The sequence below is a fragment of the Streptomyces sp. NPDC058697 genome, from assembly GCF_042715345.1.
In the GTDB taxonomy this organism is placed as follows: Bacteria; Actinomycetota; Actinomycetes; order Streptomycetales; family Streptomycetaceae; genus Streptomyces; species Streptomyces liliifuscus.
Genome location: NZ_JBHXSU010000002.1, coordinates 326,015 through 351,609, shown reverse-complemented (window position 1 = coordinate 351,609; position 25,595 = coordinate 326,015). Strand labels below are relative to the sequence as shown.

Annotated in this window: 25 protein-coding genes; 10 read left to right on the top strand and 15 right to left on the bottom strand. The window is 69.6% G+C overall.

Annotation, left to right across the window (positions count from 1 at the left end):
- Window positions 1-11: 11 nt before the first annotated feature.
- The 5 genes from ACFWXQ_RS06205 to ACFWXQ_RS06185 all read right to left on the bottom strand — a co-directional run bounded on the left by ACFWXQ_RS06205 (window position 12) and on the right by ACFWXQ_RS06185 (window position 5,191).
- The gene (locus tag ACFWXQ_RS06205) at window positions 12-950 is read right to left on the bottom strand and encodes a VOC family protein (RefSeq protein ID WP_383948743.1); all 939 of its coding nucleotides are present in this window, start codon (window positions 948-950) and stop codon (window positions 12-14) included.
- 10 nt (window positions 951-960) lie between these two features.
- Window positions 961-1,974, bottom strand: a complete 1,014-nt coding sequence (locus tag ACFWXQ_RS06200) for an amidohydrolase family protein (protein ID WP_383948785.1) — start codon at window positions 1,972-1,974, stop codon at window positions 961-963.
- Window positions 1,975-1,982: 8 nt separating this feature from the next.
- Window positions 1,983-3,158, bottom strand: a complete 1,176-nt coding sequence (locus ACFWXQ_RS06195; protein WP_383948740.1) for an FAD-dependent oxidoreductase — start codon at window positions 3,156-3,158, stop codon at window positions 1,983-1,985.
- Between the two features lie 84 nt (window positions 3,159-3,242).
- Window positions 3,243-4,214, bottom strand: a complete 972-nt coding sequence (locus ACFWXQ_RS06190; RefSeq protein ID WP_383948737.1) for a cyclase family protein — start codon at window positions 4,212-4,214, stop codon at window positions 3,243-3,245.
- Entirely contained in the window at window positions 4,211-5,191 is a 981-nt protein-coding gene (locus tag ACFWXQ_RS06185) for a fumarylacetoacetate hydrolase family protein (RefSeq protein WP_386267660.1), read from the bottom strand. The genes ACFWXQ_RS06190 and ACFWXQ_RS06185 overlap by 4 nt, the downstream gene beginning before the upstream one ends.
- A 121-nt stretch (window positions 5,192-5,312) precedes the next feature.
- On the opposite strand from ACFWXQ_RS06185, the gene ACFWXQ_RS06180 reads away from it, so the two are divergent.
- Entirely contained in the window at window positions 5,313-6,299 is a 987-nt protein-coding gene (locus ACFWXQ_RS06180) for a LysR family transcriptional regulator (RefSeq protein WP_383954631.1), read from the top strand.
- A 171-nt stretch (window positions 6,300-6,470) separates the two neighbouring features.
- Here ACFWXQ_RS06180 and ACFWXQ_RS06175 read toward each other — a convergent pair whose 3' ends face one another.
- Both ACFWXQ_RS06175 and ACFWXQ_RS06170 read right to left on the bottom strand, forming a co-directional pair.
- Window positions 6,471-7,751, bottom strand: a complete 1,281-nt coding sequence (locus tag ACFWXQ_RS06175) for an MFS transporter (protein WP_383954633.1) — start codon at window positions 7,749-7,751, stop codon at window positions 6,471-6,473.
- 308 nt (window positions 7,752-8,059) lie between these two features.
- On the bottom strand, window positions 8,060-9,118 hold the full coding sequence (locus ACFWXQ_RS06170; protein ID WP_383954635.1) for an ABC transporter substrate-binding protein: 1,059 nt from the start codon (window positions 9,116-9,118) through the stop codon (window positions 8,060-8,062).
- On the opposite strand from ACFWXQ_RS06170, the gene ACFWXQ_RS06165 reads away from it, so the two are divergent.
- On the top strand, window positions 9,092-9,640 hold the full coding sequence (locus ACFWXQ_RS06165) for a MarR family winged helix-turn-helix transcriptional regulator (protein ID WP_383954637.1): 549 nt from the start codon (window positions 9,092-9,094) through the stop codon (window positions 9,638-9,640). The two genes, ACFWXQ_RS06170 and ACFWXQ_RS06165, sit on opposite strands and share 27 nt — an antisense overlap.
- Window positions 9,641-9,800: 160 nt before the next feature.
- On the opposite strand, the gene ACFWXQ_RS06160 is transcribed toward ACFWXQ_RS06165, so the two are convergent.
- From ACFWXQ_RS06160 to ACFWXQ_RS06150, 3 genes are all read right to left on the bottom strand, one after another.
- Window positions 9,801-10,487, bottom strand: coding sequence for a polysaccharide deacetylase family protein (locus ACFWXQ_RS06160; RefSeq protein WP_383954639.1), 687 nt, complete (start codon window positions 10,485-10,487; stop codon window positions 9,801-9,803).
- Window positions 10,484-11,155, bottom strand: a complete 672-nt coding sequence (locus ACFWXQ_RS06155) for a glycoside hydrolase family 11 protein (RefSeq protein WP_383954640.1) — start codon at window positions 11,153-11,155, stop codon at window positions 10,484-10,486. Before ACFWXQ_RS06155 ends, ACFWXQ_RS06160 begins: the two co-directional genes overlap by 4 nt.
- A gap of 462 nt (window positions 11,156-11,617) precedes the next feature.
- On the bottom strand, window positions 11,618-12,127 hold the full coding sequence (locus tag ACFWXQ_RS06150; protein ID WP_383954646.1) for a MarR family winged helix-turn-helix transcriptional regulator: 510 nt from the start codon (window positions 12,125-12,127) through the stop codon (window positions 11,618-11,620).
- 114 nt (window positions 12,128-12,241) lie between these two features.
- Here ACFWXQ_RS06150 and ACFWXQ_RS06145 point away from each other — a divergent pair, with 114 nt between their 5' ends.
- The 6 genes from ACFWXQ_RS06145 to ACFWXQ_RS06120 are packed head-to-tail and all read left to right on the top strand — an operon-like array spanning window position 12,242 to window position 19,685.
- Window positions 12,242-13,723, top strand: coding sequence for an MFS transporter (locus tag ACFWXQ_RS06145; protein WP_383954642.1), 1,482 nt, complete (start codon window positions 12,242-12,244; stop codon window positions 13,721-13,723).
- A gap of 48 nt (window positions 13,724-13,771) precedes the next feature.
- The gene (locus ACFWXQ_RS06140) at window positions 13,772-15,190 is read left to right on the top strand and encodes a cytochrome ubiquinol oxidase subunit I (protein WP_386267655.1); all 1,419 of its coding nucleotides are present in this window, start codon (window positions 13,772-13,774) and stop codon (window positions 15,188-15,190) included.
- Window positions 15,187-16,188, top strand: coding sequence for a cytochrome d ubiquinol oxidase subunit II (locus tag ACFWXQ_RS06135; RefSeq protein WP_383956381.1), 1,002 nt, complete (start codon window positions 15,187-15,189; stop codon window positions 16,186-16,188). The genes ACFWXQ_RS06140 and ACFWXQ_RS06135 overlap by 4 nt, the downstream gene beginning before the upstream one ends.
- Window positions 16,185-16,415, top strand: coding sequence for a hypothetical protein (locus ACFWXQ_RS06130; RefSeq protein ID WP_383956378.1), 231 nt, complete (start codon window positions 16,185-16,187; stop codon window positions 16,413-16,415). Before ACFWXQ_RS06135 ends, ACFWXQ_RS06130 begins: the two co-directional genes overlap by 4 nt.
- A complete protein-coding gene (locus tag ACFWXQ_RS06125; RefSeq protein ID WP_383956375.1) occupies window positions 16,402-18,099 on the top strand; it encodes an ABC transporter ATP-binding protein/permease in 1,698 nt (565 codons plus the stop codon). Before ACFWXQ_RS06130 ends, ACFWXQ_RS06125 begins: the two co-directional genes overlap by 14 nt.
- The gene (locus ACFWXQ_RS06120) at window positions 18,096-19,685 is read left to right on the top strand and encodes an ATP-binding cassette domain-containing protein (protein WP_383956372.1); all 1,590 of its coding nucleotides are present in this window, start codon (window positions 18,096-18,098) and stop codon (window positions 19,683-19,685) included. The genes ACFWXQ_RS06125 and ACFWXQ_RS06120 overlap by 4 nt, the downstream gene beginning before the upstream one ends.
- Before the next feature lie 92 nt (window positions 19,686-19,777).
- Here the strand turns inward: ACFWXQ_RS06120 and ACFWXQ_RS06115 are convergent, their stop codons facing one another.
- From ACFWXQ_RS06115 to ACFWXQ_RS06095, 5 genes are all read right to left on the bottom strand, one after another.
- Window positions 19,778-20,989: an MFS transporter gene (locus ACFWXQ_RS06115; RefSeq protein ID WP_386267652.1), complete on the bottom strand. Its 1,212-nt coding sequence runs from the start codon at window positions 20,987-20,989 to the stop codon at window positions 19,778-19,780.
- A 37-nt stretch (window positions 20,990-21,026) separates the two neighbouring features.
- On the bottom strand, window positions 21,027-22,022 hold the full coding sequence (locus tag ACFWXQ_RS06110) for an LLM class flavin-dependent oxidoreductase (RefSeq protein ID WP_383937064.1): 996 nt from the start codon (window positions 22,020-22,022) through the stop codon (window positions 21,027-21,029).
- Between the two features lie 38 nt (window positions 22,023-22,060).
- Complete coding sequence (locus tag ACFWXQ_RS06105; RefSeq protein ID WP_383937062.1) at window positions 22,061-22,348, bottom strand: aldehyde dehydrogenase family protein; 288 nt, start codon at window positions 22,346-22,348, stop codon at window positions 22,061-22,063.
- A 35-nt stretch (window positions 22,349-22,383) separates the two neighbouring features.
- The gene (locus ACFWXQ_RS06100; protein ID WP_383937060.1) at window positions 22,384-22,545 is read right to left on the bottom strand and encodes a hypothetical protein; all 162 of its coding nucleotides are present in this window, start codon (window positions 22,543-22,545) and stop codon (window positions 22,384-22,386) included.
- Window positions 22,546-22,882: 337 nt separating this feature from the next.
- Entirely contained in the window at window positions 22,883-23,248 is a 366-nt protein-coding gene (locus ACFWXQ_RS06095) for a beta/gamma crystallin domain-containing protein (protein ID WP_383937058.1), read from the bottom strand.
- A gap of 568 nt (window positions 23,249-23,816) precedes the next feature.
- Here ACFWXQ_RS06095 and ACFWXQ_RS06090 point away from each other — a divergent pair.
- Window positions 23,817-24,536: a GntR family transcriptional regulator gene (locus ACFWXQ_RS06090; RefSeq protein WP_383937056.1), complete on the top strand. Its 720-nt coding sequence runs from the start codon at window positions 23,817-23,819 to the stop codon at window positions 24,534-24,536.
- On the top strand, window positions 24,533-25,546 hold the full coding sequence (locus ACFWXQ_RS06085; RefSeq protein WP_383937054.1) for an ADP-ribosylglycohydrolase family protein: 1,014 nt from the start codon (window positions 24,533-24,535) through the stop codon (window positions 25,544-25,546). The genes ACFWXQ_RS06090 and ACFWXQ_RS06085 overlap by 4 nt, the downstream gene beginning before the upstream one ends.
- Window positions 25,547-25,595: the final 49 nt, after the last annotated feature.

The following is a 25,595-nucleotide window of genomic DNA, read 5'->3' as shown; positions in this document are numbered from 1 at the left end:
GCGGAGGGCGCTCAGACCGGCGGGGCGACGAACACGCCGCGGTCGACGTCGTTGAACGACTCCTTGGCGACCAGCTCGTTCATCGGGTTCGCCGTGCCCCACTGGTCGGTGACCTCGGGCTGGGAGAAGTCGTAGACGTGGGGGTGCCAGGTGTCCTCGTCCAGCTCTTCCAACTCGGTGGTGTACTCGACGGTGTTGCCGTGCGGATCCAGGAAGTACGTGAAGGTGTTGTCGCCCGCCATGTGCCGGCCCGGGCCCCAGACCTTCTGGAAACCGGCCCGCATGACCCGGCCCGAACCGCGCATGTACTCGTCCAGACCGCGCATCTCGAACGAGACGTGGTGCAGGGCGGTGTGCGGGCCCTGGGCGATCGCCATCGAGTGGTGCTGGTTGCTGATCCGCATGAAGTGCATGACCTCGCCCATGTGCGGCGAGCTCAGCGTGTCCGACAGGCGGAAGCCGAGGTGGCGCTGGTACCACTCACGCGTCTTGTTCAGGTCGGGGGAGTTGAGGACCACGTGCGACAGCCGGACCGGGATCGACTCCTTCTCCTCGATCCTGCGGTGCTCTCGCGCCTCGACGTCGGCGGAGACCTCGATGGTGCGGCCGTCGACGTCGAAGAAACGGAAGCCGTAACCGCCGCCGGGGGTGTCCACCTTGCCCGGCTGGGAGACCAACTTCACGCCCTGGGAGAGAAGTTGACCGGCCAGGGTGTCGACGTCGGCCGGACTGCCCGCCCCGTAGGAGACCAGGTCGAGGCGCTTGTCGTCGGCCTTGCGCAGCCGCACGACGTACTGTTCGGGGCTGCCCTCGGCGGCGAGGAAGGAGATGCCGGAGTCCTCGGCGACCTTGGTCAGGCCCCAGACACCGGCATAGAAGTCGAGCTGCTTGTCGTAGTCGGGCACGGCGAGATCGACGTGCCGCAGATGGGTGAGCAGGCGGTTGCTCATGGGGCCTCCCTCAGGCGAGGTTGAGCAGGGCGGCGGCGTTTTCGCCGCGGACGCAGTGGAAGTCGGCCAAGGGCAGGTCCGCTGCGCGCAGCGCGCCCAGCGGGTCGTCGGTGCCCATGTCGAAGGGGAAGTCGGAGCCGAGCAGGACCCGTCCCGGGCCGGCGGCGCGGACCAGCTCCCGCAGTACGTGGGGGTCGTGGACGAGGGAGTCGAAGTACAGCTGCTTGAGGTAGCTGCTCGGCTCACGGGCGCAGCCCCGGGCGTCGGGGCGGGCCCGCCAGGCGTGGTCGGAGCGGCCGATGTGAGTGGGGAGGTAGCCGCCGCCGTGCGCCGCGATCAGCTTCAGGCCCGGATGGCGGTCCAGGACGCCGGAGAAGATCAGATGGGAGAGGGCGACGGCGTTCTCGGTGGGCTGGCCGACCGTGTTGGACAGGTACCACTGGTCCAGGCGCTCGTCGAGGGTGCAGCCGAACGGGTGCAGGAAGACCAGAGCGCCGGCCTCCTCGGCGCGCGCCCAGAAGGACGCGAGCCGCGGGTCGGAGAGTTCCACCTCCCGTGTCCCACCCCGGCCCGGCGCGTGTGAGGAGATCTCCACGCCCCTCAGCCCCTGGTCCAGCGCGTGGTCGAGCAGCGCGACCGCGAGCTCGGGATGCTGGAGGGGGATCAGACCGAGGCCGTGCAGTCGGTCCGGGGCCTTGGCGCAGTGCGCGGCGGTCCCCTCGTTGGCCAACTGACAGACCTGCTCGGCCAGTCGGGACTCGGCCCAGTAGTGGTAGTGGCCCGGTGAGGGGCTCACCAGTTGCACGTCCACGCCGGCCGCGTCCATGGCCGCCAGGCGCGCGGAGACGTCCGTCAGCCTCGGCACCCGCGCGCCCACCATGGGACCGTTCACCGAGAGGGCCGCGGACCCGTTGCGGCGGGCGTCGAGGCGCTGCGCCTCGACGAGGCCGGGCCGACCGGCGACGGCCTCCTCGACCTCGGGCAGCAGCAGGTGGGCGTGAACATCGATCGTCGGTGTCGACAGGGGCTCGGTCACGGGAGTTCCTTGAGCGCGGTCAGGGTACGGCCCATCAGGCCGGGTACGTCCGCGTCGCGCACCCCGTCGAGCAGCCACTGGCCGAGCTGGACGGAGGCGTCGACGACCATGCGTACGCGGGGCAGCCGTCGGGCGTGGTAGCCGGTGAGGAGCCGGTCGAGGAACTGCTCGTTCCAGGCGTCCCGGCCGGTCAGCAGTTCGGCGAGGACCAGGGCGTCCTCCAGGGACATCGCGGCGCCCTGGGCGAAGGTGGGCGGGCAGGCGTGGGCGGCGTCGCCGACGAGCACGATCCGGCCGCGGTGCCACGGGCCCTCCACCAGATGCCGGTCGAACCAGGTGTAGTTGACGGCCTTCGGGTCGGTGAACGCGGAGCGGAGCTCCTCCCACGCGCCGCCGTAGCCCTCGCTGAGCGCCCGCATCTCGTCGGCGTACGCGTCCGGGTTCAGCGAGGCCCGGTCGCGGGCCGGTTCGACGAGGTAGGTGTAGACCGTGTCCGCGCTGGTCGGGCAGTACCCGGCGATGAAACAGCGGCCGCCATAGATCATCTCGGTGCGGTGGACACCGGCCGGGCGGGGCGCGGGGGCGCGCCAGATGCCCATGCCGGTGGGTTCGGGTCTGTCGGTGATGCCGATCATGGAGCGGGTGGTGGAGTTGAGCCCGTCGGCACCGACCACCAGGTCGTAGCGGCGGTCGGTGCCGTCCGAGAAGGTGACGTCCACGCCCTCGCCGTCCTGCTGGAAGGCGGTGACTGTGGTGCCGAGGCGGACGTCGGCGCCCGAGGTGCGCACTTGGTCGATGAGGAGCTGTTGGAGCCTGGGCCTCTGCATACCGATGTGAGCGGGCAGGTCGTCGCCGCCGGTGCGGAGTTCCTCGTGGGCGTGCAGCACGGTGCCGTCGCGGGCGAGAATGGCGACGCCGTCGGCGGCGTATCCGTCCTTCTCGATGCCTTCGAGGACTCCCACCTCGCGCAGCACGCGCAGAGCGTTGCCCTGAAGGGTGATGCCGGAACCGGCGGAGGCCTGCCAGCCGGGACTCGCCTCGACGACATCGACGGTGATCCCGGCCCGGCGCAGCAGGACGGTCAGGGCATTTCCGGAGGTGCCTCCGCCGACGACGAGAACGATGCGGGTCCCCCCGGTCGGGGGCCGGGGGAGGGTCAGGCTGTCAGCCATGTCGGGGATACCTCCAGGGTGTGGGCCGCGCGACTTCGGGCGGCGGGGGTGCGGCTCTTGTGCGGTGCCCGGCGGCTGCGCGGGCTATTTCACTGCGATGGGATTGACCGGGGAACCGACGGCACCGGTGATGGGCAGCGGCGCCGCGGTGAGCCAGAACTCGTACACGCCGTCGCTCGCACAGTCCGCGGCGAGGGCGTCGAGGTCCCACATCTCACCGATCAGCAGGCCCATGTTGGGGATGGCGATCTGGTGCAGCGGCTGGAAGGCGTGCTCGAACTCGTTCGGACGGACCTCGAAGCCCCAGGTGTCGGTGGCGATCGCGGCGATCTCGGTGCCGTGCAGCCAGCCGGCGGTGGTGAACGACAGACCGGGCGCGGCGCCACCCGCGTAGTCGCCCCAGCCGTCACGCCGGGCGCGGGCGAGGTGTCCGGTGCGAACCAGGACGATGTCGCCGCGGCCGACGCTCACGCCATGGGCCTCGGCGGTCGCGGTCAGGTGCCCCGCGGTGATCGCGAAACCGTCCGGCAGCTCCGGTTCACCGTCGTCGTCCCCGATGACCCGGGCGACGTCCAGCAGCACTCCGCGCCCGGCCACGTACGGGGCCATGTGCTCGATGCCGGTGACCAGATCGCCGTCGGAGGTGACGACCTTCTCCGCATTGCGTCCGTTCCAGGCCTTGCCGTGGTCGAAGATGTGCCCGAGGCCGTCCCACTGGGTGGAGCACTGCAGCGGCATCGTGATCACGTCGTCGGCGCCGCCGATTCCGTGCGGGAAGCCCTGGTTGCCGAGGGCCGCGTCGGTGCCCGTGTCGAGCATGGTGTGCACGGGGTTGGTCCGCCGGCGCCAGCCCTTCTGCGGGCCGTTCATGTCGAAGGACTGCGAGAGCGAGAAGCTGACGCCCCGGCGCACGAGCGCCGCGCCTTCGCGCCGCTTGGCCGCGTCCAGGAAGTTCAGCGTTCCGAGCACGTCGTCCTCGCCCCAGCGTCCCCAGTTGCCGTACGCCTTGGCGGCCTCGGCGATGGCGCCTTCCGGGTCGTGGCGGTCCAGGCTCATGATTTCTCCTCCACGCAACGCGTGCGTTGCGCGCCCAGACCGGTGATCGAACCCTCCATGACGTCGCCTTCGCGCAGCAGCCGCCCCCAGTGGATGCCGTTGCCGGCCGGGCTGCCGGTCAGCACCAGGTCGCCGGGCAGGAGCCGGGAGGTCTGGGAGATGTACGACACCAGCCGCGCGATGCCGAAGAGCATGTCCTTGGTGGACTCGTCCTGCATGGTTTCGCCGTTCAGCTTCAGAGTGACCCGCAGATCACCGGGGTCGGCGATGGACTCGGCGGGGACGATCCAGGGCCCGAGCGGGGTGAAGCCGGGGGCGTTCTTGCTGCGCAGCCAGTCGGTACCGATGGCGGGCATGTCGCGGCGGAAGACGGTGGCGCGGTCGGTGAGGTCGTTGGCGATGGTGTAGCCGGCGACGTACTCGATCGCGTCCTCGACGGACACCCGGTGGGCGGGCTTGGCGATGACGGCCGCCAACTCCAGCTCCCAGTCCGGCTTCTTCGCCCAGGAAGGGAGTACGACGTCGTCGTACGGGCCGGCGATGGTGCTGGGCAGGCCGATGAACACGTACGGCAGGTCCTCGGCGGCCCGCCGGTCCATGACCGCCGCGATCTCCGCGCGTGCCTCGTCGACCGTGCGCGGGTCGTCGGGGGAGCGGTGGGCGACCTCCAGGTCGATCACGTGCTGGCGGTAGTTGGCGCCGGACTGGAAGATCTGACGCGGCTCGACGGGGGCGTGCACGTGCAGACCGTCCAGCGGGCGCCACTCCAGGGCGTCTTCGTTCGCGAGGGTGTGCAGGACGGGCAGGGTCTCCTCCCACTGCTCCAGCACGGCGCGCATCCCGTCAGGCGCCGAGGCCAGGGACTTGCCGAGGTCCAGCACCCGGTCCTGGACCAGCAGTCCGGGGAACGGCTCTCCGTCCGGAAGCGAGAACGTGCCGAGCGCGAAGGGGCCTGCGGGTTGCACGAGTGTTGCCATGAGATGTCCTCCCGTGGAGTTGCGGTCTACTCTGGCCCCGATCGACCAATCACGGAAATCAATCCTGTGGATGTGCCGAATCCATGGCGTGGATGGCTCTCGCTTGCATAGGTGGTGCCTGGTGAACCTGTCCCGACTCGACCTCAACCTGGTCCTCGCCCTGCGTGCCCTGCTGGAGGAGCGCAACGTCACCCGGGCCGGCGAGCGCGTCGGGCTGAGCCAGCCCGCGATGAGCGCGGCGCTGTCCCGGCTGCGCCGCCATTTCGACGACGAACTGCTCGCCCGTACCGGCAACAGCTACGAACTGACACCACTCGGGGTTGCCCTGCGGGATCGCAGCGCGACCGCGTGCGACCTGCTGGAGCGGGTCTTCGCCAGTCAGGCCGACTTCGACCCGGCCGCGGAGAGCCGTGAGTTCACCCTGCTCGCCTCCGACTACGGGGCGGCCGTGTTCGGCGCCGCGCTCGCCCGCGACCTGCACCGGGAGGCGCCCGGCATCCGGCTCACCTTCCAGCACTCGACGCCCGCAGTGGTGGAGAACACCGCCACCGTGCTGAGCACCGTCGACGGCCTGCTGCTGCCGCACGGCATCATCGACGGTTTCCCCGCCGTCGACCTCCACCAGGACCGCTGGCTGTGCCTGATCGCCGACGACAACCCGGACGTCGGCGACGAACTCACCCTCGACCAGCTGTCGAGCCTGCCCTGGGCCGTCTACCAGCGTCCCTACGACGCCCCGGCCGCCCGCCAGCTCAGCATGCTCGGCATCAGCCCCCAGGTGGAGGTCTCCGTCCAGACCTTTCAACTGCTGCCGCACATGGTCGAGGGCACCCGCCGGGTCGCGATGATCCAGGAACGCCTGGCACGCAAGGCGGTCCTCTCCGCCGCAGTGCGCGTCCTGCCCTGCCCCTTCGAGGCCGTACCGGTGCAGGAGGCGATGTGGTGGCACCCGGTGCACGCCCAGGACGCGGCCCACATCTGGCTGCGGCGCAAGGCGGCGGAGGTGGGCACGACACTGACAGGCCATGGCACGGACGAGCCAGGCCACGGCACGGACGAGGCCGTACGCGCCGGACAGGGCGCCGGGCCGGTGCCGGGCCTGCTCTGAAACCGGCCCGGCGCCGGCCGGTGGTCGTCGGCTGGCGGAACCGGACCTGACGGCAGGGCGGGTCCCGTACGTGTCGGCCTCGTCCTCGTCCGGTACGACGGCAATGCCGGCATGCGGGACGGGGCAGGGGCACCGGTCGTTCGGCACCCTGCCCCGTCGGCTTCCGTGGCCTCAAGCCAACTGCTCGGGCAGTGGCCGGGGATCCGCGGCGCCCGCGCGGCGCCGGACAGCCAACAGCCCCGCCGCGACGACCGCGGCAGCCAGACCCAGCACACCCACCGCACCCGCCAGACTGCCGACCGCCGACTCCAGGGCGAGCAGCACCAGCGGACACACGAACTCGCCGCCGAAGAAGGCCGCCATCCACAACCCCGTGCCACGGCCGCGATCCTCGAACGCCAGCCGGGACATGGCACTGGTGAGGAGGGCGGGCAGCAGCATGCCCGTACCCAGACAGTTGATCACCGCCCCCACGACCAGCAGCGGGGCGTTGCCCGCGAGGAACACCACCCCGAAGCCGGCCGCACAGAGCGCGAGAACGGCCGGCAGCATCGGGTCGGGGGAGCGCTTCAGCCGGGCGAAGGTGACGGCACCGGCCACGGTGGCGGCACTCGCGATCGCGGTGGCCATGCCGATCACCCCGGTGTTCTCCACGCCGAGGTCGTCGAGCAGGTAGGCCATCTCCACCGGGACCGTGTAGAAGACCATCGCGCCGAAGAAGGTGAGGGCACAGATGCCCGCCAGTTGCCGCCAGGGAAACGGCCGTTGGGCCGCGGCCTTGGCCGTTCCGGTCTCGGCGCGGGCGTTGCCGGCGGCCGCGCGGGCGGCAGGGCTGGGCAGAGCGGTGGCCATCAGTGGGGCGAGCACCAGGCTCACGGCGTAGACCCAGAAGGGCAGGCGCCAGCCCGCCGCGCCGACAGCGCCGCCGACCACGAAGAAGACGGTGGCCGACGCGGAGGCGCACATGGTCTGCAGGGCGAGGTACTTCACACGCTGGTGACCGGAGTAGTAGTCGCCGATCAGCGTCGTACAGCACGTCATGATGGCGGCCTCGGTGACGCCGACCAGTGCCCGACTGGCGATGATCGCGCCCAAGGAGTCCAGCCACAGCGGCGCCGTGCCGAACAGCGCATACAGGACGGTCGCCACGATCAGCAGGCGTTTGCGGCCGAGCCGGTCCACGATCACCCCGGCGAACGGGGCCAGCAGCGCCAACGACAGCGCGGGAACGGTCAGCGCGAGGGGAACCAGTGCCTTGGCCCCCGGGACCGACTCGTAGTAGTCCTGCATCTTCGGCAGCACGGGGGCGATCAGCACCGCGCCCAGGATCGGCAGACAGCTGCCCGCCATCAGCAGGGTCACGCGCAGCACATGGGCCGGGCCCGAGACGGCGACGGGTGACGGAGCGGCGTCACCCACCGTCGCGGGGGAGGGGGACACGGAACCAGGCATGGCGACTCCAGGGGACGGTGTACGGGAGCGGGCATGCCTTTCATGGGCGCCTGCGGCACACGGCATGCTGTGCACGGCCGCACGTCGGCGGCTGGGCCGGACAGCGGCGTGCGGGTCGGGACGACTGTGGTTTGTCCCTACCCGGGACGGGACGACACGGGTTGTCGCTACCCGGGACGACTATGGGTCGGAGGGCGCCCGGCCGCCATCCTCCGCGCGATCCGAATCCCGTATCCGGCTCATCCATGCCGTAGATGAGCTTCCTTCGCTGTCACGGTGGATCCGCTCCCGGGTGCTGCGAGCAGCAGTCAGAAGGCTCCGGGGCTGCGTCCGAGGGTGTCCGTGGGGTCGCCGGGGTCGGCACCCTTGACCTGGCCGAAGTACAACTCGACCTGGGAGCGGAAGCGTTCGACGGACGCGCGGTCGGACATGAACTTCGCGAACGCCGTCGGGTCGGTGTTCTTGTACGAGGCCAGCGGCTGGAGGCCGGCCGGCGGGCTGACGTCCTTGCGGACGGACCAGGTCCAGGTGGCAATGGCATTCTTCTGCACGGCCTGGGAGCCGAGCCAGCTCATGAAGAGCTTGGCGCCGGCCTTGTGCGGGGCGTCCTTGAAGATGGCGCCGCGCTGGTCCCAGGAGTTGAAGCGCTCGGTGTCGGAGAAGACCTGCGTGCCGTTGGGGCGCGCGTCGCCGCCGACGGCGATCGAAGCGAGGTAGCCGCCGCTCGCCACTCCGGCGGCGGAGCCGGGCACCCCGCGGATCAGCTTGGGGTTCTGCTTGACCAGCTGGGCCAGGTAGTTCCACCCGTACTTGTCGACGAGCTGCTTGTAGCCGAACAGCACGGCGTCGTCGTCATTGGGGTAGGTCAGGACCAGCTTGTTCCTGTACTCGGGCTTGAGCAGGTCGGTGCCCTTGAAGTCGCCCGGGTTCGCCGGGAGTTGCTTGCTGTTGACGACGTAGGAGAAGGCGCCGTAGAAGACGCCGGTGTAGTAACCGTCCTTGTCCTTGGCATTGGCGAAGACCTTGTCCCAGCCCACCGGCTTGTACTTGAGCAGGTCGCCCTGCTTCTTCCAGCGGTCGAAGTCCTGAGCGGTCTGAAGGATGGCGGCGTCGGCGACGAGGCCCCCGGTGGCAAGCTGGTTGTCGATCCGGGCGTCGTGGTACTTGCTCAGGTCGGTGACGAGGTTGAGCTTCACGTCCGGGAACTGCTGCTGGAACGCGGTGGCCAGGCTGTCCCACTGTCCGGGAGCGTCGCCGCCCATGTAGACGGTGACCTTGCCGCCCTCGGCCTTGGCCTGCCGGTAGAGGGCGTCGAGCTGGTCCTGCTCGCTTACGGGCGCGTGGTGGTGCGCGGGGGCATCGGCCATGGCGGTCGTGGAAACGGCACCACTTCGCCACGCTGGCTCGACAGCGAGGAGCGGCGGGCCTGGCTGGCCTACATCGACTTCTCCACGCTCCTGGCCGACCATCTCAACCGACAGCTCCGCAGGGACGCGGGGATGACGCATGCGGACTACAGCTTGCTGGCCCACCTCTCCGCGGCTCCGGACCGCACGCTGACCATGTCCGAGCTGGCCGAGCGACTGAAGGTCACCCGCAGTCGGCTCACCCATGCCGTGACCCGCCTCCAGGAGGCCGGGTACGTCAGCCGCCGGGAAGACCCCGGCAACCGCCGCAACCAGCTCGCCGCCCTCACTCCGCAGGGGCTTGAGCTCCTGGAGCGTGCGGCCCCGGGTCACGTCGAGGCCGTACGTCGCGCGGTCTTCGATGCGCTCAGCCCTGAGCAGGTGAGCCAGCTTGCCGAGATCGGCGAGGCGATCAACGCCGCACTGCAACGCATGGACGCCGGCGGCGACGACCAGGAGCCACTGCCTTGGCGCCGACGGTAGGACGACGTTCGTCAGGCATGACCGGACCGGTGCCCGGGCTGCGGACAGCGCGCGGTTGAAGCGGACACGATGACGACGGCCGGCGAGAGGCCGGCCGTCGCGGTGGGCATGCCGCCGGGGCGGCACAACTGATGGGTGCGCAGACGTCGCCGGACCGATGTCAGGGGGCTACAGCGCGGCCGGTCTGCGGGGAGATCCTGCCGGCGCACAGGCCGCGGGCGGTCAACCCCTGCGCGATGCGGGGGATCGCGGCCCGCGTGTTGGCGGACCAGTCGTGCATGAGGATGATCTGGCCGTTGCCGAGCCGCCCTGCGGCCTGCACGATGGCGTCCGTGCCGGCGCCGTTCCAGTCCTGTGAGTCCACGTCCCAGATGACCTCGGTCAGACCGTACTTGGCCTCGACTGCCTTCACCGTCGAGTTGGTCTCGCCGTACGGCGGCCGGAACAGCTTCGGCGTACCGCCGCCCGCGGCCGCGATCGCCTGCTGGGTCCGGGAGATCTCCGAGTCGATCTGTGCCTGGCCGAGCTGGGGCAGATGCGGGTGGGTGTAGCTGTGGTTGCCGACCCACATACCGGCGTTGACCTGCGCCCGTACCTGGGTCGGGTTGGCGGCGGCGTACTGGCCCTGGTTGAACATCGTGGCCCGAAGCCCGTTCTGCGTGAGCGCGTTGAGCAGGGCCGGAGTGTTGCCGGACGGGCCGTCGTCGAAGGTGAGCCCGACGTATCCGTTGCAGGCGGCGGCCTGCGCCGGGGCGGCGTTGATGGTGAGCGTGCCCGTGGCGATCAGTGCGACGGCGGCGAGCGCCGTCGGCAGAGGATGTAACGCGAGGCGTGTTCGGGTGCTCATCCCGACACCGTGATGTTGGAGCTGCCGCTGCTCTGGTAGCCCTCGGTCGCGAGGATCATGTAGTAGCTGAAGCTGCCGAGGCGCATTCCCGCTCGCCCCCAGGCGTCGAAGTGGTTGCCGGTGGTGATGGTGCCGCCGGTCCTCTTCGACTGCCGGACACTCCAGTACTGGTTGAAGGTCTTCGTGCCTTCGACGGACGGGGCGTTGTACCGCGTCGTCTGGTAGAGGTCGTACGTGCCGCCGTCGCTGGTGACGGTGCCCTTGTACGTTCCCGTCGGCCGGTAGGTGCCCCAGTTGTCGACGACGTAGTACTCCACGAGCGGGTTGGACGTCCACCCGTAGAGGCACAGGTAGGCGTTTCCGGACGGGTTGAAGGCGCCCGAGTAGGTCACGTTCCTGCGGCTGCCGTTGCTCCAGCCCTTGCCGGCGACGAAGTTCCCGGTGTTCCTCCAGGAGGTGCTGTAGCTGCCGCCGGCGCTGAGGTTCATGGAGACCGTGCCCTGCGCGTCGGTCCAGAACGAGTAGTAGTAGCCGTTGTTGGTGCCGGTCTGGTTCGTGGTGACGACCGTGTCGGCGCGGGCCGTGCCGGGCAGAGCCAGAGTGGTCGCGGCGCCCAGCATCATGGCGCAGGTCTGCCTACGGCTCGGTTGTGCAGGTAAGAGGTTCATGTGCGGGTTTCCTCCGTCTTCCACGGGCGGGGGTTTGGTCGAACAGTGTTGACCTGCACTCGTCAAGCGTCAATAGTTTCGCCCCTGATCGCGAAACATTCGCGGAGGATCTGATGTCTATGAACGCGGTAATGCCTGTTGGCGGCCACTAATTGGTTCGCTGATGCCGTCAGGACGGTGATGTCTGTTCATCGGAGATCAAATTGATGGATTGCGGCTTCGAATGTTTCGAACGTCTCCACCTCGACGGAATCCTCCTGGAGGGTGCTTTGGCGGGAGACGGCCGCCGCTACTGTCGTCGCGCACGTCAGTAGCGCGGTCATCCTGACTGCCACCGCACCGACATCGCTGCCCGCGTGGAGTGGCCGGCCCCATTCCAGCCGGTAGGCAACGAGGGGCGCGCCCTGCCCGTGGCCAGTGCCTGTCGGCTGTGCCCGCCTCGCTCGGCACGCAATCGCCCGGTCAGGTTCCCGTTGTCGGACGGGTGGCGCGGTTCCGTGGCCGAGTCCTGGTCAGTCCGCTCTCCATGGCGGTGAGCAGGGCGAGGGCGGCGTCGAGGTGTTCGGTGTCGTGGTTGGCGGCGTCGGAGACGGCCGTGGCCCATTCCCGGCGGACGAGGGCGTAGTTGGTGCGTCCGAGTTCGGTGGCGTGGACGGTGACGCCGCGGCCGTCGCCCGGGTCGGTGCGTCGCTCGACAAGGCCCTTGCGCTCCAGTCCGCCCAGGACGGTGGAGAGGTTGGTGCGTTGCAGTCCGGTCGCCTCGGCGATGCGGCTGGGCGGGGCGTCGGGCTCGCGCTGCAGGTAGCGCATCACCATACCCTCGGACGGTGAGAGGGGGATGGCTCTCTCGTCGGCGTATCCGCGGAACTGGATCTCCCGGCTGATGATCAGCACGAGATCGGCCAGCTCGGCCCACCGCCGCTCGTGGTCCGGTCCGGCCGTCGAGTTCGTCGGGTGCGCTTGGTCCTCCATCACGGCTCCAGGGTACGGGGTTGTCCGGAAATAGTTATGGGTGCATACTCGTTATGAGTCCATAGTTATGGACTCATAATTGCAGCTCATAACTACCGTCTTCTGGGGGCTGTCATGACGACAAGCACTTCCTCGCCGCGGCGTACGGGGGCTGCAGCACGTTCTCCCCGTGCTACGGCCCGCGCCGGCGGCCTGCACCCGGCCGGGGTGTTCATCCTGCTGGCCGGCGCGTTCCTGCCGATCATGGACTTCTTCATCACCAACGTGGCCCTGCCCAGCATCAACTCCTCGCTGCACGCCTCCGCCTCGTCGCTGGAGCTGGTGATCGCCGGGTACGGCGTCGCGTACGCGACCCTGCTGGTCCTCGGTGGCCGTCTGGGCGACCGCTACGGCCGCCGGCGTGTCTTCCTGGGCGCGCTCGTGGGATTCGTGCTGGCCTCGCTGGCCTGCGGTGTCGCCCCGAGCGTGGGTGCGCTGATCGCGGCCCGCATCGTCCAGGGCGCCACCGCCGCCCTGCTCATCCCGCAGGTGCTGGCGACCTTCCATCACGCCCTCGAAGGAGAGCGCAAGGCTCGTGCCGTGGCCCTTTACGGGGCGACCTCCGGCATTGCCGCCGTGGTCGGACAGCTGGTGGGCGGCCTGCTGGTCAGTGCCGACATCGCCGGCACCTCCTGGCGTCCGATCTTCCTGGTCAACGTACCCATCGGCGTGGTCGTCCTGATCGTGGCGGCCCGGATCGTGCCTGATACCCGCTCGCACCATCCTGTCGGTATCGACCTGCCCGGCACCGTGCTGTTCGCCGCCACTCTGACCGCCCTGCTGGTGCCGCTGACCGAGGGGCACTCCCTGGGCTGGCCCTGGTGGACCTGGCTGATGCTCGCCGTCGCAGTCGTCCTCGGCGTCGCCACCTACGTGGTGGAGAAGCGCACCGAGCGGCGCGGTGAGGTCCCGCTGCTGCCGCCGTCCCTGTTGCGCCTGCCGTCGATGTCCCGCGGCCTGGTCATGGTGTTCGTCTTCAGTATCGGTTTCGGCGCGTTCATGTTCGTCTTCGCTCTCACCGTCCAGAACGGTCTGCACGTCGACGCCCTGCACAGCGGGCTGGCGATCCTGCCGATGGCCCTGCTCTTCTTCGCCGGTTCACTGGTCGCGCCCCGCCTGATCACACGGTATGGCCGGGCGGCACTGTCCGCCGGCGCCGTCGTCCAACTCGCCGGAATCGTCTCGCTGGTGGCGATGCTGCTCGGGAACTGGCCGCACGTCAGCCTGTGGGCGATGGCCGTGCCGCTGGCCCTGGTCGGTGCCGGACAGTCGATGCTGTTCGCCGGCCTGTTCCGCAGCGTGCTCGCCGACGTTCCCACGCACATGGCCGGTATCGGCAGCGGCGTGCTGATCACCCTGCAGCAGAGCGGACTGGCGCTCGGCGTGGCCACCCTCGGCACCCTCTATCTGGCCCTGGCCCCGCACAACGTCGCCCACGCCTTCGCCGGAGTCGAGTACGTACAGATGGGCATCGTCGCCCTGCTCGCCGTCGGCGCCGCCGCCCTGCCGCGCTTCGACAAGGCCACGCCGGCCGCCACTCCCGTCGTCGACGCCTGAACCCGGCCCTTACACACCTGAACCAGCCCCTTACGAAAGGGAGCAGTGATGAGTCTTCTCGACTTGTCGCGATGGCAGTTCGCCATCACCGTGATGTTCCACATGACCTTTCCGGCGATCACCGTCGGCCTGTCGATCTTCCTGTCGGTCGTCTACGGCCTGTACTGGCGTACCGGCAGGGCGGTCTACCTGCAGATGTTCCGGTTCTGGCGGCGCATCTTCGCCGTCGGCTTCGCGATCGGCGTGGTCGCCGGCGCCGTCATCACCTTCCAGATGGGCCTCAACTGGGGCGTGTACGGCGCGAAGACGGGCCCGATCATCGGGCCGATCATCGGCATGGAGGTCGTGACGGCCTTCTTCGTCGAGGCCGGCTTCATCGGCGTCCTGCTCTACGGGGACGGCCGCGTTCGCAGGGGCACGATGTTCGTGTCCAGCGTGATGGTGTCGGTGGGCACCGTGCTGTCGTCCACGTGGATCATCGCGGCGAACTCGTGGATGCAGACTCCCGCCGGATTCAAGGTCGTCCACGGCCGGTTCGAGCCCACGGACTGGATGCGCGTCATCTTCAACCCGTCGTTCGTCTGGCGCTGGCCGCACATGCTGGCCGCCGTGCTGATCTCGGCGAGCTTCTTCGTCGCCGGAATCTCCGCCTGGTACCTGGTCAAGGGGCGCGCGAAGGGCTTCGCCCGCCGCTCGATGTCGATCGCGCTCGGGATCGCCGCGCTGCTGATGCCCGTTCAGCTCTATCTCGGCGACAGCGTGGCCGGGCATGAACTGCCGTACCAGCTCTCGAAGTTGGAGGCGATCGAGGGCAACTGGGACAACGGCGACACCGGCTTCGTCCTGTTCGCCGTCCCGGACCAGCAAGCCGCGCGGAACATCGCCGAGCTCGACATTCCCTGCCTCGGCAGCTATATCGCCAAGGACCTCACCTGCAAGACAGCCATGCCAGGCCTGAAGGTCACTCCGGCCGCCGAGCGACCGGACATGGCCGCGACCTTCTGGGGCTTTCGCGTCATGTTCCTGGCGGCCGTGCTGATGTTCGGCACGGCGTTCGCCGCGACGGTCCTGCGCATGCGCAACCGTCTGTGGACCGCGCGCCCCTTCCACCGGTTCGTCCTCTGGGCCACACCGGTGGGGGTCCTGGCCATCCTCGGGGGCTGGGTCACCGCCGAAGCGGGACGGCAACCGTGGATCGTGTTCGGGCAGCTCCGCACCTCGGCCGCGGTGTCCCGCCTGGCCCCCGGGGAAGTCCTGTTCTCGGTGATCGGATTCTCCGTGCTCTACCTGATCATGCTGGTGGCCTACGTCGTCTACATCGTCCGTACGATGCGCATCGGCCCGGAACGCGACGACCCCGGGCGGGAACCTCCACCGGAGAACCTGCCGGACACCGGCCTCGCAAGGGACGGCGTACCGCGGGAGCTTCCCGTGCCGTTCGGCACGCGGGAGGTGGCGGCGCGATGACCACGACCCTCTGGTCGGCGACCGTACTCGTCTGTCTCCTGATGTACGTCGTGCTGGACGGCTACGACCTCGGAGTTGGCGTGGCCACCCTCTTCGAACACGACCCCGCACATCGGCGGCACATGCTGGAGTCCGTCGCGGTGGGCTGGGACGGCAACGAGACCTGGCTCATCCTGCTCGGCGTCGCGCTCTGGGCGGGCTTCCCCCTGGCCTTCGGCACGATCCTGCCGCACGCCTACCTGCCGATGACCGTGCTGCTGTTCTCCCTCATCGTGCGCGGCGTGAGTGTCGAGATGGCCTCCCAGGCGCCGCCGGCTCCCCGCTGGACCACCGCCTTCGGCGTGGCGTCGCTGCTGGCGTCGTTCGCGCAGGGCTTCGCCCTCGGGACGCTGACCTCGGCAGTGCATCTGCGGGGCGACGTCTGCACCGGGTCGGCCTTCGGGGCCTTCAGCTGGTTCTGCGTGCTGTCGGGGCTCACGGTCACGGCCGCGTACACCGCTCTCGGTTACGCCTACACAAAGCACAAGTCCTCCGGGCTGCTGCGGGAGTCGGCGGCACGTCGGGGTCTGATCACCACGGTGGTCGCCGGAGTTCTTCTGGTCCTTGTCCTCGTCACTGTCGACACCACCGCGGCACCGCTGAGCCTCGACAGCCCGGGGCGAGCCTTCGCGTTCGCTGTCCTGTTGCTGTTCGCCGCCGGGGGAGCGGCCACCTCGCTCGTCACGTTCCCGTGGAAGAGGCAGTCGGGGGCGGCGGACACTCTTCCGCTCGGCGGACTCGTGATCGCGACGGTGTCCGTGTTCCTCGCCCTGGGCGTGGCCCGCTACCCGGTGCTCGCACCTCCGGGTCTCACCGTCGACAGCGCAGTCGGCCCGCACTCCACGATGGTCTTCATCCTCGTGGGCATCGGCCTGAACATGCCCCTGGTGCTGGCCTACAACGTGTTCGCCCACCGGGCCTTCGCCGGAAAGCTCGATGCCGCGGGAGTGCACTCATGACCGCCCGAAGCTCACTCCCTGCACCGGTCCGTGTCGTGCTGCGTCTACTTTCCGCGGTCGCCTGGACCGTGCTGGGCCTGCTCGCCTACTTCGTCTGCCAGGGGATGTTCGGTGGTTACCGGCAGATCCACTCGCAACTGCTGACCACCCTGGGAATGTTCGCCATCGCTCTGACCGGTGGCATCGCGTGGATCGTCGACGAGCGGCGCCCTCATGACGACGAATGAGATGTACGAGAAGAGCGACGACGCTTGGCTCGCCGTGTGCGCCGCGCCGGGGCGGCACTGGTTCCGCCTGTCGGGCACCCTCCGGACACTGGAGACGCTGTTCACGATCGCCCGCTGGGGCGCCCTGGCATGGACGGCCCAGGCCGTGATGGACCGGGCCGGGGTGCACGAGAGGTGGGGCCTGGTGGCAATCGCCGTCACGAGCGTGCTGGTGGCGGGCGTCGGCCGGACGGCGGGCACGCTCGCCGAGCGGGGCGGGCGTGCCGTCGCGACCGGCCTGCGGCAGCAGTTGACGGGTGCTCTGCTGCCGACTGCTGGGCGCATCAGCGAGACCGGCCCGGCCGAGGCCGCGTGGGCGATGGTCGACCTGGCCGATGATGTCGCCGACTTCCACGCGCAGACCGTGCCCCTGAATCGGTCGGCACCGCTGTCGATGACCGCCGTACTGGCGGGCACGGCCGCGGTGCACTGGCCGGCTGCGATCGTGCTCGTCCTGACCACCACGCTGCTGCCCCTGAACATGCGCCTGGCGGGACTGTTCGCCCAGCACGGCGCGGACCGGCAGTCGGCCGCGACCCGGCACCTGAACGCCGTCGTCCTCGACAGCTTCCGTGGCATGCGGACGCTGCGCGAGCTCGGTGCGGTCGGCCGACGCAGCCGAACCCTGACCACGGCCGCCGAGCAGCTGAACAAGGCGATGATGAGTGTGCTGCGCCGGGCCTTCCTGTCCGGGATGGTCATGGACGTCGTCATCACCTTCTCCATCGCGGTGAACGCCACCTACATCGGTCTGTCGCTGCTCGGGTATGTGCAGGTGCCGCACGCCCCGCGGCTCGACCTGTTCACCGGTCTGTCGGTTCTGCTGGTGTGTCCGATGTACTTCGCCCCGATGCGCACCAGGGCCGCCGCCTACCACCAGCGGGAGCGCGCCGTGATCGCGGCCGGCACTATCCGTGACATCGTCAAGGACACTCCCGCCGAAGTCGCCCGAGCAGCTGCTCCGCAGCTGACCGAGCCGGTCGGTGTGTCGCTGACAGCGGTCCGGTTCCGCTACGGCGGAGCCGACCACGACACCATCCGTGCCGACGCCGAGTTCGCGCCCGGAACCTGGACCGTGATCACCGGTGCCTCCGGATCCGGAAAGAGCACACTGCTGTCGCTGATCGCCGGCCTGCGCCGACCGTCGGCCGGCTCGGTCCGGTGGCGGACCTCGTCCGAACGGCAGGCGCCGGTACTCGGCGGATGCGCTTGGGTCGGACAGCAGACCGTGCTGCTCGACGCGACCGTCCGCGACAACATCCGCCTCGGCCGTCCGGAAGCCGCCGAGCAGCAGATCTGGCAGGCCGTCGACGCCGCCGGGCTGAGCGCCGTGATCGAGGGCCTCCCCGACGGGCTGAACACCCGGCTCGGCGAGGGCGGTTGGGGCGTTTCGACGGGGGAAGCCCGCCGGATCGCCATCGCCCGCGCCTTTCTGCGCGGAGCCCGGCTCTGGCTGCTCGACGAGCCGACCGCCCACCTCGACGCGGACAGCGAACGCGAGGTCGTCGAAGCGCTGCGGCGGGCCACCGACGGCTGCACCGTCGTCATCGCCACCCACTCCTTCACGCCGGCCGCCGCGGCCGACACAGTGCTCGCGATCGACGACGGCGTCCTGCACGACGCGAGGCCGGTGAACGCGCGATGAGCAGGAGCCGTAGCCCGAACGTCCCTGGCCGGCGGGCGCGTTCCCTCGCAGCCGGCGGACTGGTGCTCGCGGTCGCCGCCGAGCTGTCCTCCGCCGGACTGCTCGGTCTGTCGGGCTGGTTCGTCAGTGCCTGCTCCGTCGCCGGGGCCGCCACGTTCAGCTCCTTCTCCTACATTGCCCCCAGCAGCGGTGTGCGTGCCTTCGCGATGGCCCGCGTCGCCGGCAACTACAGCAAGCGTCTGGTGCTGCACGCGGCCGCCCTGCGTCGGGTCGCCACCGCCCGATCCGGTCTCTTCGGCCGCGCCGCGGCCGCCGAACGGGCACAGGAGGACCGCCTCTGGTCGGGTGAACTGCTCGACCGCAGCATGGCCGACGCCGACAGCGCCGGAATGGCGCTGATCGAGTGCACAACCCCCGTCGCCGTCACCGCCGCGCTGACCGTCGGTGCCGTCCTCGCCGTCGCGGTGTCCATGTCCGTCGTGCCGGCAGCCGTCCTCGCAGCAGGCGTCGTCACCATCGCGGTGATCGCCCACCGTACGCCCGGTGCCGCCCGCGAAGCCGAGCAGTACACCCGCAAGGCGCTGCGCGCCGAACTCGTCACCGCCGTCGATGCCTGGACGGAGTTGGCATCGCTCGGCGCCGCCCAGCAGCTCGCGGTACGTACGAGGGCGAGGTTCACCCGGCTCGACAGCGCCCGGGAAGTCGTCGTTCGGCGCAGGCATGGGACCACTCTGGCCACCGGCCTGACCGGCACGGCCACGCTGACCGCCACGGCTGCTACCTGCAGGGCGCCGGATGCTCCCACGTTCGTGTTCGTCGTCCTGTTGTCTCTCGGCGTGCTGGCTCAGGCCGAACAGCTGGCGCATGCCGCCGATGCCCGAGCCACCGCGAAGGCCGCACACCGCAGACTCACGACAAGCGCCCCGATCACCGCAGGCGACCCCACCGTTCCGGCGATGCGGTCATGGTCCACCGAGCAGGGCATCGGCTTCGCCGGCTACCCCCTTCCGCCGATGGCCCTCCGGCCGGGGCGCGTCCTTGGTGCCACCGTCCCCCGAGGGGCGATGCTCGTCGTCACCGGCCGCTCGGGCAGCGGCAAGAGCACCCTGCTCCGAGCCCTCGCCTCGTCGCTGCGGCAAGTGGCCGAAGGCCGCGAGGGCCGGCCCGTCGTCGTGGCCGTGGCCGCCGACGACCACCTCTTCACCGGCACGCTCGGATCCAACTGGCGTCTCGCCGACGCCGCCCTGACCGACGACGAGATCGACGAACGCCTCGCCGAACTGCGTCTGAGTGACAGTGGACTGACCGCCAGGACCCCCGTCGGGCCAGGCGGGAGACAACTCTCGGGCGGGGAGCTCCGCCGGGTCTACCTGGGCCGGGCCTTGGCCCGCCACCCGCACGTCCTGATCGTCGACGAACCGACCACGGGCCTGGACGACCGAACCGCCACACACGTACTGGGCATCCTCACCGACCTGCCCGACACCACCGTTGTCCTCGCCCTGCACGACGTACCGGTCTACCTCGCGTCGGCCGGACAGATGACCCGGCTACCGCTCGACCACACCTCCGAGGAGGCACCGTGAGAAGTCGGTCGAAGCGGGCTGCTGCGTCTGATTCGCTCCCTCGATCGTGGTTTCCGAGAGCCCCGAGCATGGTTTCGAGATGCCACCACCTCTCACAGCTGGGCCGTCGGCTCGGTGGCGGGGGCGGACGCGACGGAGCGTGTGCCGACAGCAGGTGCCAGGATGATCGCCACGGCAGTGAAGGCGAGGACCACGATCATGGCAACGCGAAGGCCGTAGTGATCGCCGAGGAAACCGAGACAGGGTGGCCCGACGAGAAACGCGACGTAGCCGATCATCGCCACGAGGCTGACCCGCGCGGCTGAGTTGGGCCCGGAGTCCGCGGCCGCCGAGAGGGTGACCGGGAAGCCGAGTGAGGCTCCCAGGCCCCAGAGGAGAACGGCTGCGCCGGCGAGGGCGGCCGAGTCGGCGAAGACGACAACGGCGATTCCGAAGGTCGCACAGATGGCGCTGGCTCGGACAACGGGGGAGCGGCCGAGGCGGTCGATGAGGAATCCGCCGGCGAAACGACCGATGGTCATGGCGGTGGCGAAGCCGGTGTACACGGCCGACCCCAGGGCGGGGTCCACGCCGTGGCCGTCGACCATGAGCAGGGGCAGCCAGTCGTTGGCGGAACCTTCGGCCAGCGCCATGGCCAGGATGACCCCACCGATCAGCAACAGCCGTGGATCCTTCCACACTCGCACCGGGGCCTCTGCGGTGCTTGCGTCGGACTGCAAACTGTCGTCTCGGGTCTTTCCGACTGCGTGGGGAATGGCGCGGAAGGCATAGGCAAACATGGCTGCCGTGACGACGGCCACGGCAGCCAGATGCCACTGCACCGGGAAGGAGACAGCGGTGCACAGGATTCCCAGCGCGGCCCCGACGACGGTTCCCAGGCTGAAGAAGCCGTGGAGCGTGGGCAGTACCGTCCGTCCTGTGATCTGCTCGACGTCGGCGCCGTCGATGTTGATCGCGACCTCTCCACCGCCCATTCCGGCGCCGAAGAGGAACAGTCCGGCGGTGGTTGCCGGGGCGGAGGAGAGCATGGTCCCGAGGCCGATCACCGCCATGCTGAGGATGACCAGCAGCGTTGCGGCGCCCATGACGGGCCGGGTGCCGAACCTGGCCACGAGCGTTCCGGAACTGAGAATGCCGATCATGGATCCGACTGACAGCCCGAACAGGACGATGCCCATCTGCGCTGTCGAGACGTCGAGTTGGTCCCGGATGTCGGGTGTCCGGGTCACCCATGAGGAGATCGACAGGCCGGGTATGAGGAAGAAGAGGAACAGCGCCGCCCGGCGGCGCGTGACCGGGACCATCAAGAGCTGTGTTCTTTCACGTGTGTCGGTCGACTGTTCACAGGACCGCCGCCAGCGACTCGAGCGACGCGCGGTAATCGGCACCTACGGGGGCGAGGATCACACTCGTGACACCCGCGTCGAACAAGTCCGCCAAACCGGACCGTGCCTGTTCCGGCGTGCCTGCCACGGCGAGCTGGCGTACCCATTCGTCCGGCAGGGCACGGGCGAACTCCTCCGCGCTGTCACAGCGTGAGCGCAGGGCGACGAGGTCCTCGTAGAAGGGAAGCGGGGCGATGTGGGGCCGCCAGTCCGGCTCTCCGACGACTGCGAGGGCGGGACGGACGGCTGCCAGCGCGACGGCGGGATCGTCGTCGATCACCGCGATGTTGTACGCGACCAGACGGTGGGGGCGGGTGGGTGCGATGTGCTTGAGGGCTTCTGTCACGTAGGCAGGTGTCACCGGCTCCGCGAGGAGAGTGCCGTCGGCCACGTCACCCGACACGGCCAGGGACTTGGGACCGCGTACGCCCGCCAGGACGAGGGGGACCGCAGCCGGGGCGGAACTCTCATGCAGTCGTACTCCCTCGATGTGCACGTACTTCCCATCCTGATGTACGGGTTGGCCGCTCAGCAGCGATTTCAGGACGGTGATGTACTCGGCCAGGAGGGTGAGGGGGCTCTTCGGCCATGCGCCGACGCTGCGCATCCAGGACGGCATGCCGTGGCCGACGGCGATGTCGAGGCGATCGGGATGCAGTTGGGCGAGGCTCGAAATCTCCATCGCGGTGAAGGCCACATTGCGGGCGGCGGCCGGCAGGAGTCCGACGCCGACCCGAATCCGCGTGGTGGAAGCGAGGACGGTGGCCGCCTGTACGAATCCTCCTCGGTAGCCGAGGTCCTCGACCACCCACAACTCGTCGAAGCCGTGTTCCTCCGCACGCCGGGCGAAGGGGATGATGTCCTGCGTCGGAGCGTCGCGGGGCAGGAGGACGCCGATGGTGCCGTCCCGTGTCGTCATGGTGATCTCGACCTCCGCAGGTTCACGCCGCATGGCAGCTGGGTGGTTCGTCGCGCGCCGGTCGGCCCTGGCTACGGGCCTTCGACGGTTGAATCCCGGTCTGGACGCGGAAGCGAGGATGCATGCTCGGCGTCAGGTCCATTGACTGCGACGGTACCGGCTCGCACAGCGCGGGCCGGCTTGAGGGCCCGGTCGACGTCGTGGGACCAGACGGTGGCGGCCGGCCCGCAATCGGTGTCGTTGGCGATGGCGAGTGCTTCCTCGTCGGTGTCTGATGCTGGCACCGCGACGACCGGGCCGACGAACTCGACTTCGTCATCTTCTCGGGCCAGAAGTGGGACCGGCTGGGCGGGAGCCACGCGAAGAACGTCCGGGCACACCGGCCCGACGGCCGCTACACCGACGGCCCGGCCCGCCGCATCGAGGACATGAAGTTCCAGGGCAACCTGGCCGCCGCGACCGGGCTCGCCACCGGCACTTTCACCCGCCCCATGGCGGACGGCAACGGTGGCTTCATCCAGCCCACCGGCAAGAAGTACGCCATCAACATGGTCACCGTCGGCATCTGGAGCTCGGCGTGCTCTTACGACAGCGCCCAGCCGGGAGCGGCCTCTCGGCTGGGACAGCACCGGCGGATCGACCTGCCTGCGGACCAGCGCACGGCCCGGCTCGTGACTCTGCTCGACGCACACGCGAACTCGACGCACACGCGATTACGCGATGCGAACTGCGGTCGCCTCGGCGCCGGCCGCAGGCACACGCCTGTTCGACGCCGCCCGGCCACCCAGGGAACCGGCTCCGTCGTTCTCGCGATCAGTGGAAGGGCTACGGCAAGTGGCCGTGCCGGCTGGGGACGGCGATCGGCAGGATCGCCGTCCCGTACGGCCGGTGCCTCAGAGGATCCTGACCTTGTTGATGCGGACGCCACCGGGGTGGTTCGGCCAGGTGTAGACGGTCCACTTGTCGATCGCCGCAGCGGGCTGCCACCTGCCGTCGCCGTACCACTGGACGCGGTTGTTGCCGGTCGAGATCCGGGTGACCCACCAGTTCGTGGAGATCAGGTCGGCCTCTCCGGCGTTGGCGTAACACCGCATCTGTGAGTTCTCGCCGGGGCGGTGGATGGTGATCTGCAGGAAGTCGGTCCGGCTGCACGTGCCTTCGTTGATCGCGAATGCGTTCGTCGCGCCGACGGTGAGTGAGGCCGTTACCGCGACGGACGTAAACGCGGCCAGGGCCGCCCGTCTGGCGATTTGTTTCATGGGGATTGTCCACCTTTCAGGAGCAGGGGCGGAGCGATCAGCCAGGACGAACTCGCCTCGCGTGCCGCTCCGTTGAGAGTTGATGAGTGAAGCCGCCGCGCGGATTCGTGGATGATCCTCTTTCGTCGGCGCGGCCGCTGACCAGCCCGAGAAGGCAGAACTGCCCGAAGATACGTGCGGATTGCCTGACGGTCCATCGGCTGCCCTCCTGGGAAGGGACAGCGGCCGAGTCGCCCCGGCTCCCGCCCGTGTGGCCAGGCGGAGGGTGCTGCTGATCCCGCACCGCAGCGAGGTTGGGGGCAGGCCGGGTGGGCGTCGCGACGCGGCGGGCCGCTCACGCCGGCGCACCGCCGACAACGGCGGCCTGCCGCCCTCCTTCTCCGCGATCCGGGCCCGCATGTTCCGGACCGAGGGGCGGGCGGCCTCGTCTCCGGCAGTGCGGCTCTGGCCGCAGACTGCGGCCTCGGCGAGATCGGCCGCCACCTCGGGGATGCCGAGTGCGGGACATCCGGATCAAATTTTTGGACAGGTGTAGACAGGTCGAGAAGTCGGGGTCTAGGTTCTAGACATGCCTGGACAGGTTTACAAGCATCACCGTGTCGCTCATGTACTGGCCGAGGAGATCCGCGCGGGCGTGCACGCCGACGGCAGCAAGTTGCCCGGCGAACACGCACTGCGAGAGCGGTTCGGGGTGAGCCGGACGACGGTACGGCAGGCCCTCGGCGTCCTCGGCGAGCAGGGGCTCATCGAGACGCATGCCGGCATCGGGTCGATCGTCACCTTTGACGGCGCTCCCCTTGACCAACAGCTCGGCTGGACCCGTGCACTCGCCGCACAGGGCACCGAACTGACGACCGAGACCCTGAGATTCGAGCGGATACGGGACGACACTCTCGCCGCCGAACTGGGCCTGGGATCAACTCAGTTCATTGCCCTCGACCGTGTCCGTCGGCTGGTCGACGGACACGGCGTCTCGCTGGAGTTCAGCCGCGTGCCAGCTGTCGGGAGCCTCGCCGACCTGCCCGAGCGCGGACTGGACGACGGCTCCCTGAGCCGCACCCTCGCGGCGGCGGGCCGCGTCCCCGACTCCGGTGAGGCGCACATCGCCGTCGCCGGACTCGACACGGACGAGGCCGCGATCCTGCACCGCTCGCCCGGCGAGTCCTTCCTCCGCGTCGCCCAGGTGTTCCGGGGCGCGGACGGGGACGTCGTCGAGAAGGTCACCAGCCTGCTCGATCCGTCCCGGTTCCAACTGCACGTACGGACTGGCCGAGGAGCCCAACTGTGACTTCCACACCCGATCCCGCCCTGCTCGACCGCGCCCTCGGCGCGTTCTACGGGCTCGCGCTGGGCGACGCCCTCGGGATGCCGACGCAGGTCATGTCCCGCGCCGATGTCGTGCGGGTCTACGGCACGCTGAACGGCTTCGAGCCCGCGCGGTCCGACAACCCGGTGAGCGCCGGCATGCCGGCCGGATCCGTCACGGACGACACCGACCAGGCGGTGATCGTGGCCCGGCTCCTGGTCGAGGGCGACGGGCATGTCGATCCCCGACGGTTCGCCGAGGAACTCCTGTCCTGGGAGAAGGAGATGAAGGCCAAGGGGTCGTTCGACCTGCTCGGCCCGTCGACGAAAGCGGCCCTGGACGCGGTGACGCGCGGCGTCGACGTCAAGGAGGCAGGCAAGTACGGCACGACGAACGGCGCCGCGATGCGGGTGACACCGGTCGGCATCGCGTTCGACACCGCCGACGCGGAACGCTTCCTGGACCGGGTCGTCGAGTCCTGCCAGGTCACCCATGACACGACCGTCGGGATCGCGGGAGCCTCGGCCGTCGCCGCAGCCGTCTCCACAGGCATCGCCGGTGGTTCACTCGACGACGCCTTCGAGGCCGCGATCACGGTGTCGGCGGCCGGCGCCCGGCGCGGGCACTGGACCGCGGGCGCCAGCATCTCGGCGCGTATCGCCTGGGCACGCGAACTGGTCGCCGACCTCGACACAGCAGTGGCGCTCGACCGGATCGATTCGCTCATCGGCACCAGCGTCGCCAGCCAGGAGTCCGTCCCGGCCGCGTTCGCGGTCCTCGCCCTCACCGACGGTGACCCGTGGCGCTCCGCGCTGCTGGCCGCGAATCTCGGCGGTGACAGCGACACCATCGCCGCCATCGCGGGTGGGATCGCGGGGGCCGTGGCGGGGCTCGGCGCCCTGCCAGGTGACGCCGTACGCACCCTGCGAGAGGTCAACGATCTCGAACTGGAGCCTCTGACCCGGCAGTTGCTCACATATCGCACCCGCTGAACCCACCCCCCCTTTCCCCTGTACCGAGCACAAGCAAGCAAGGAGGTCC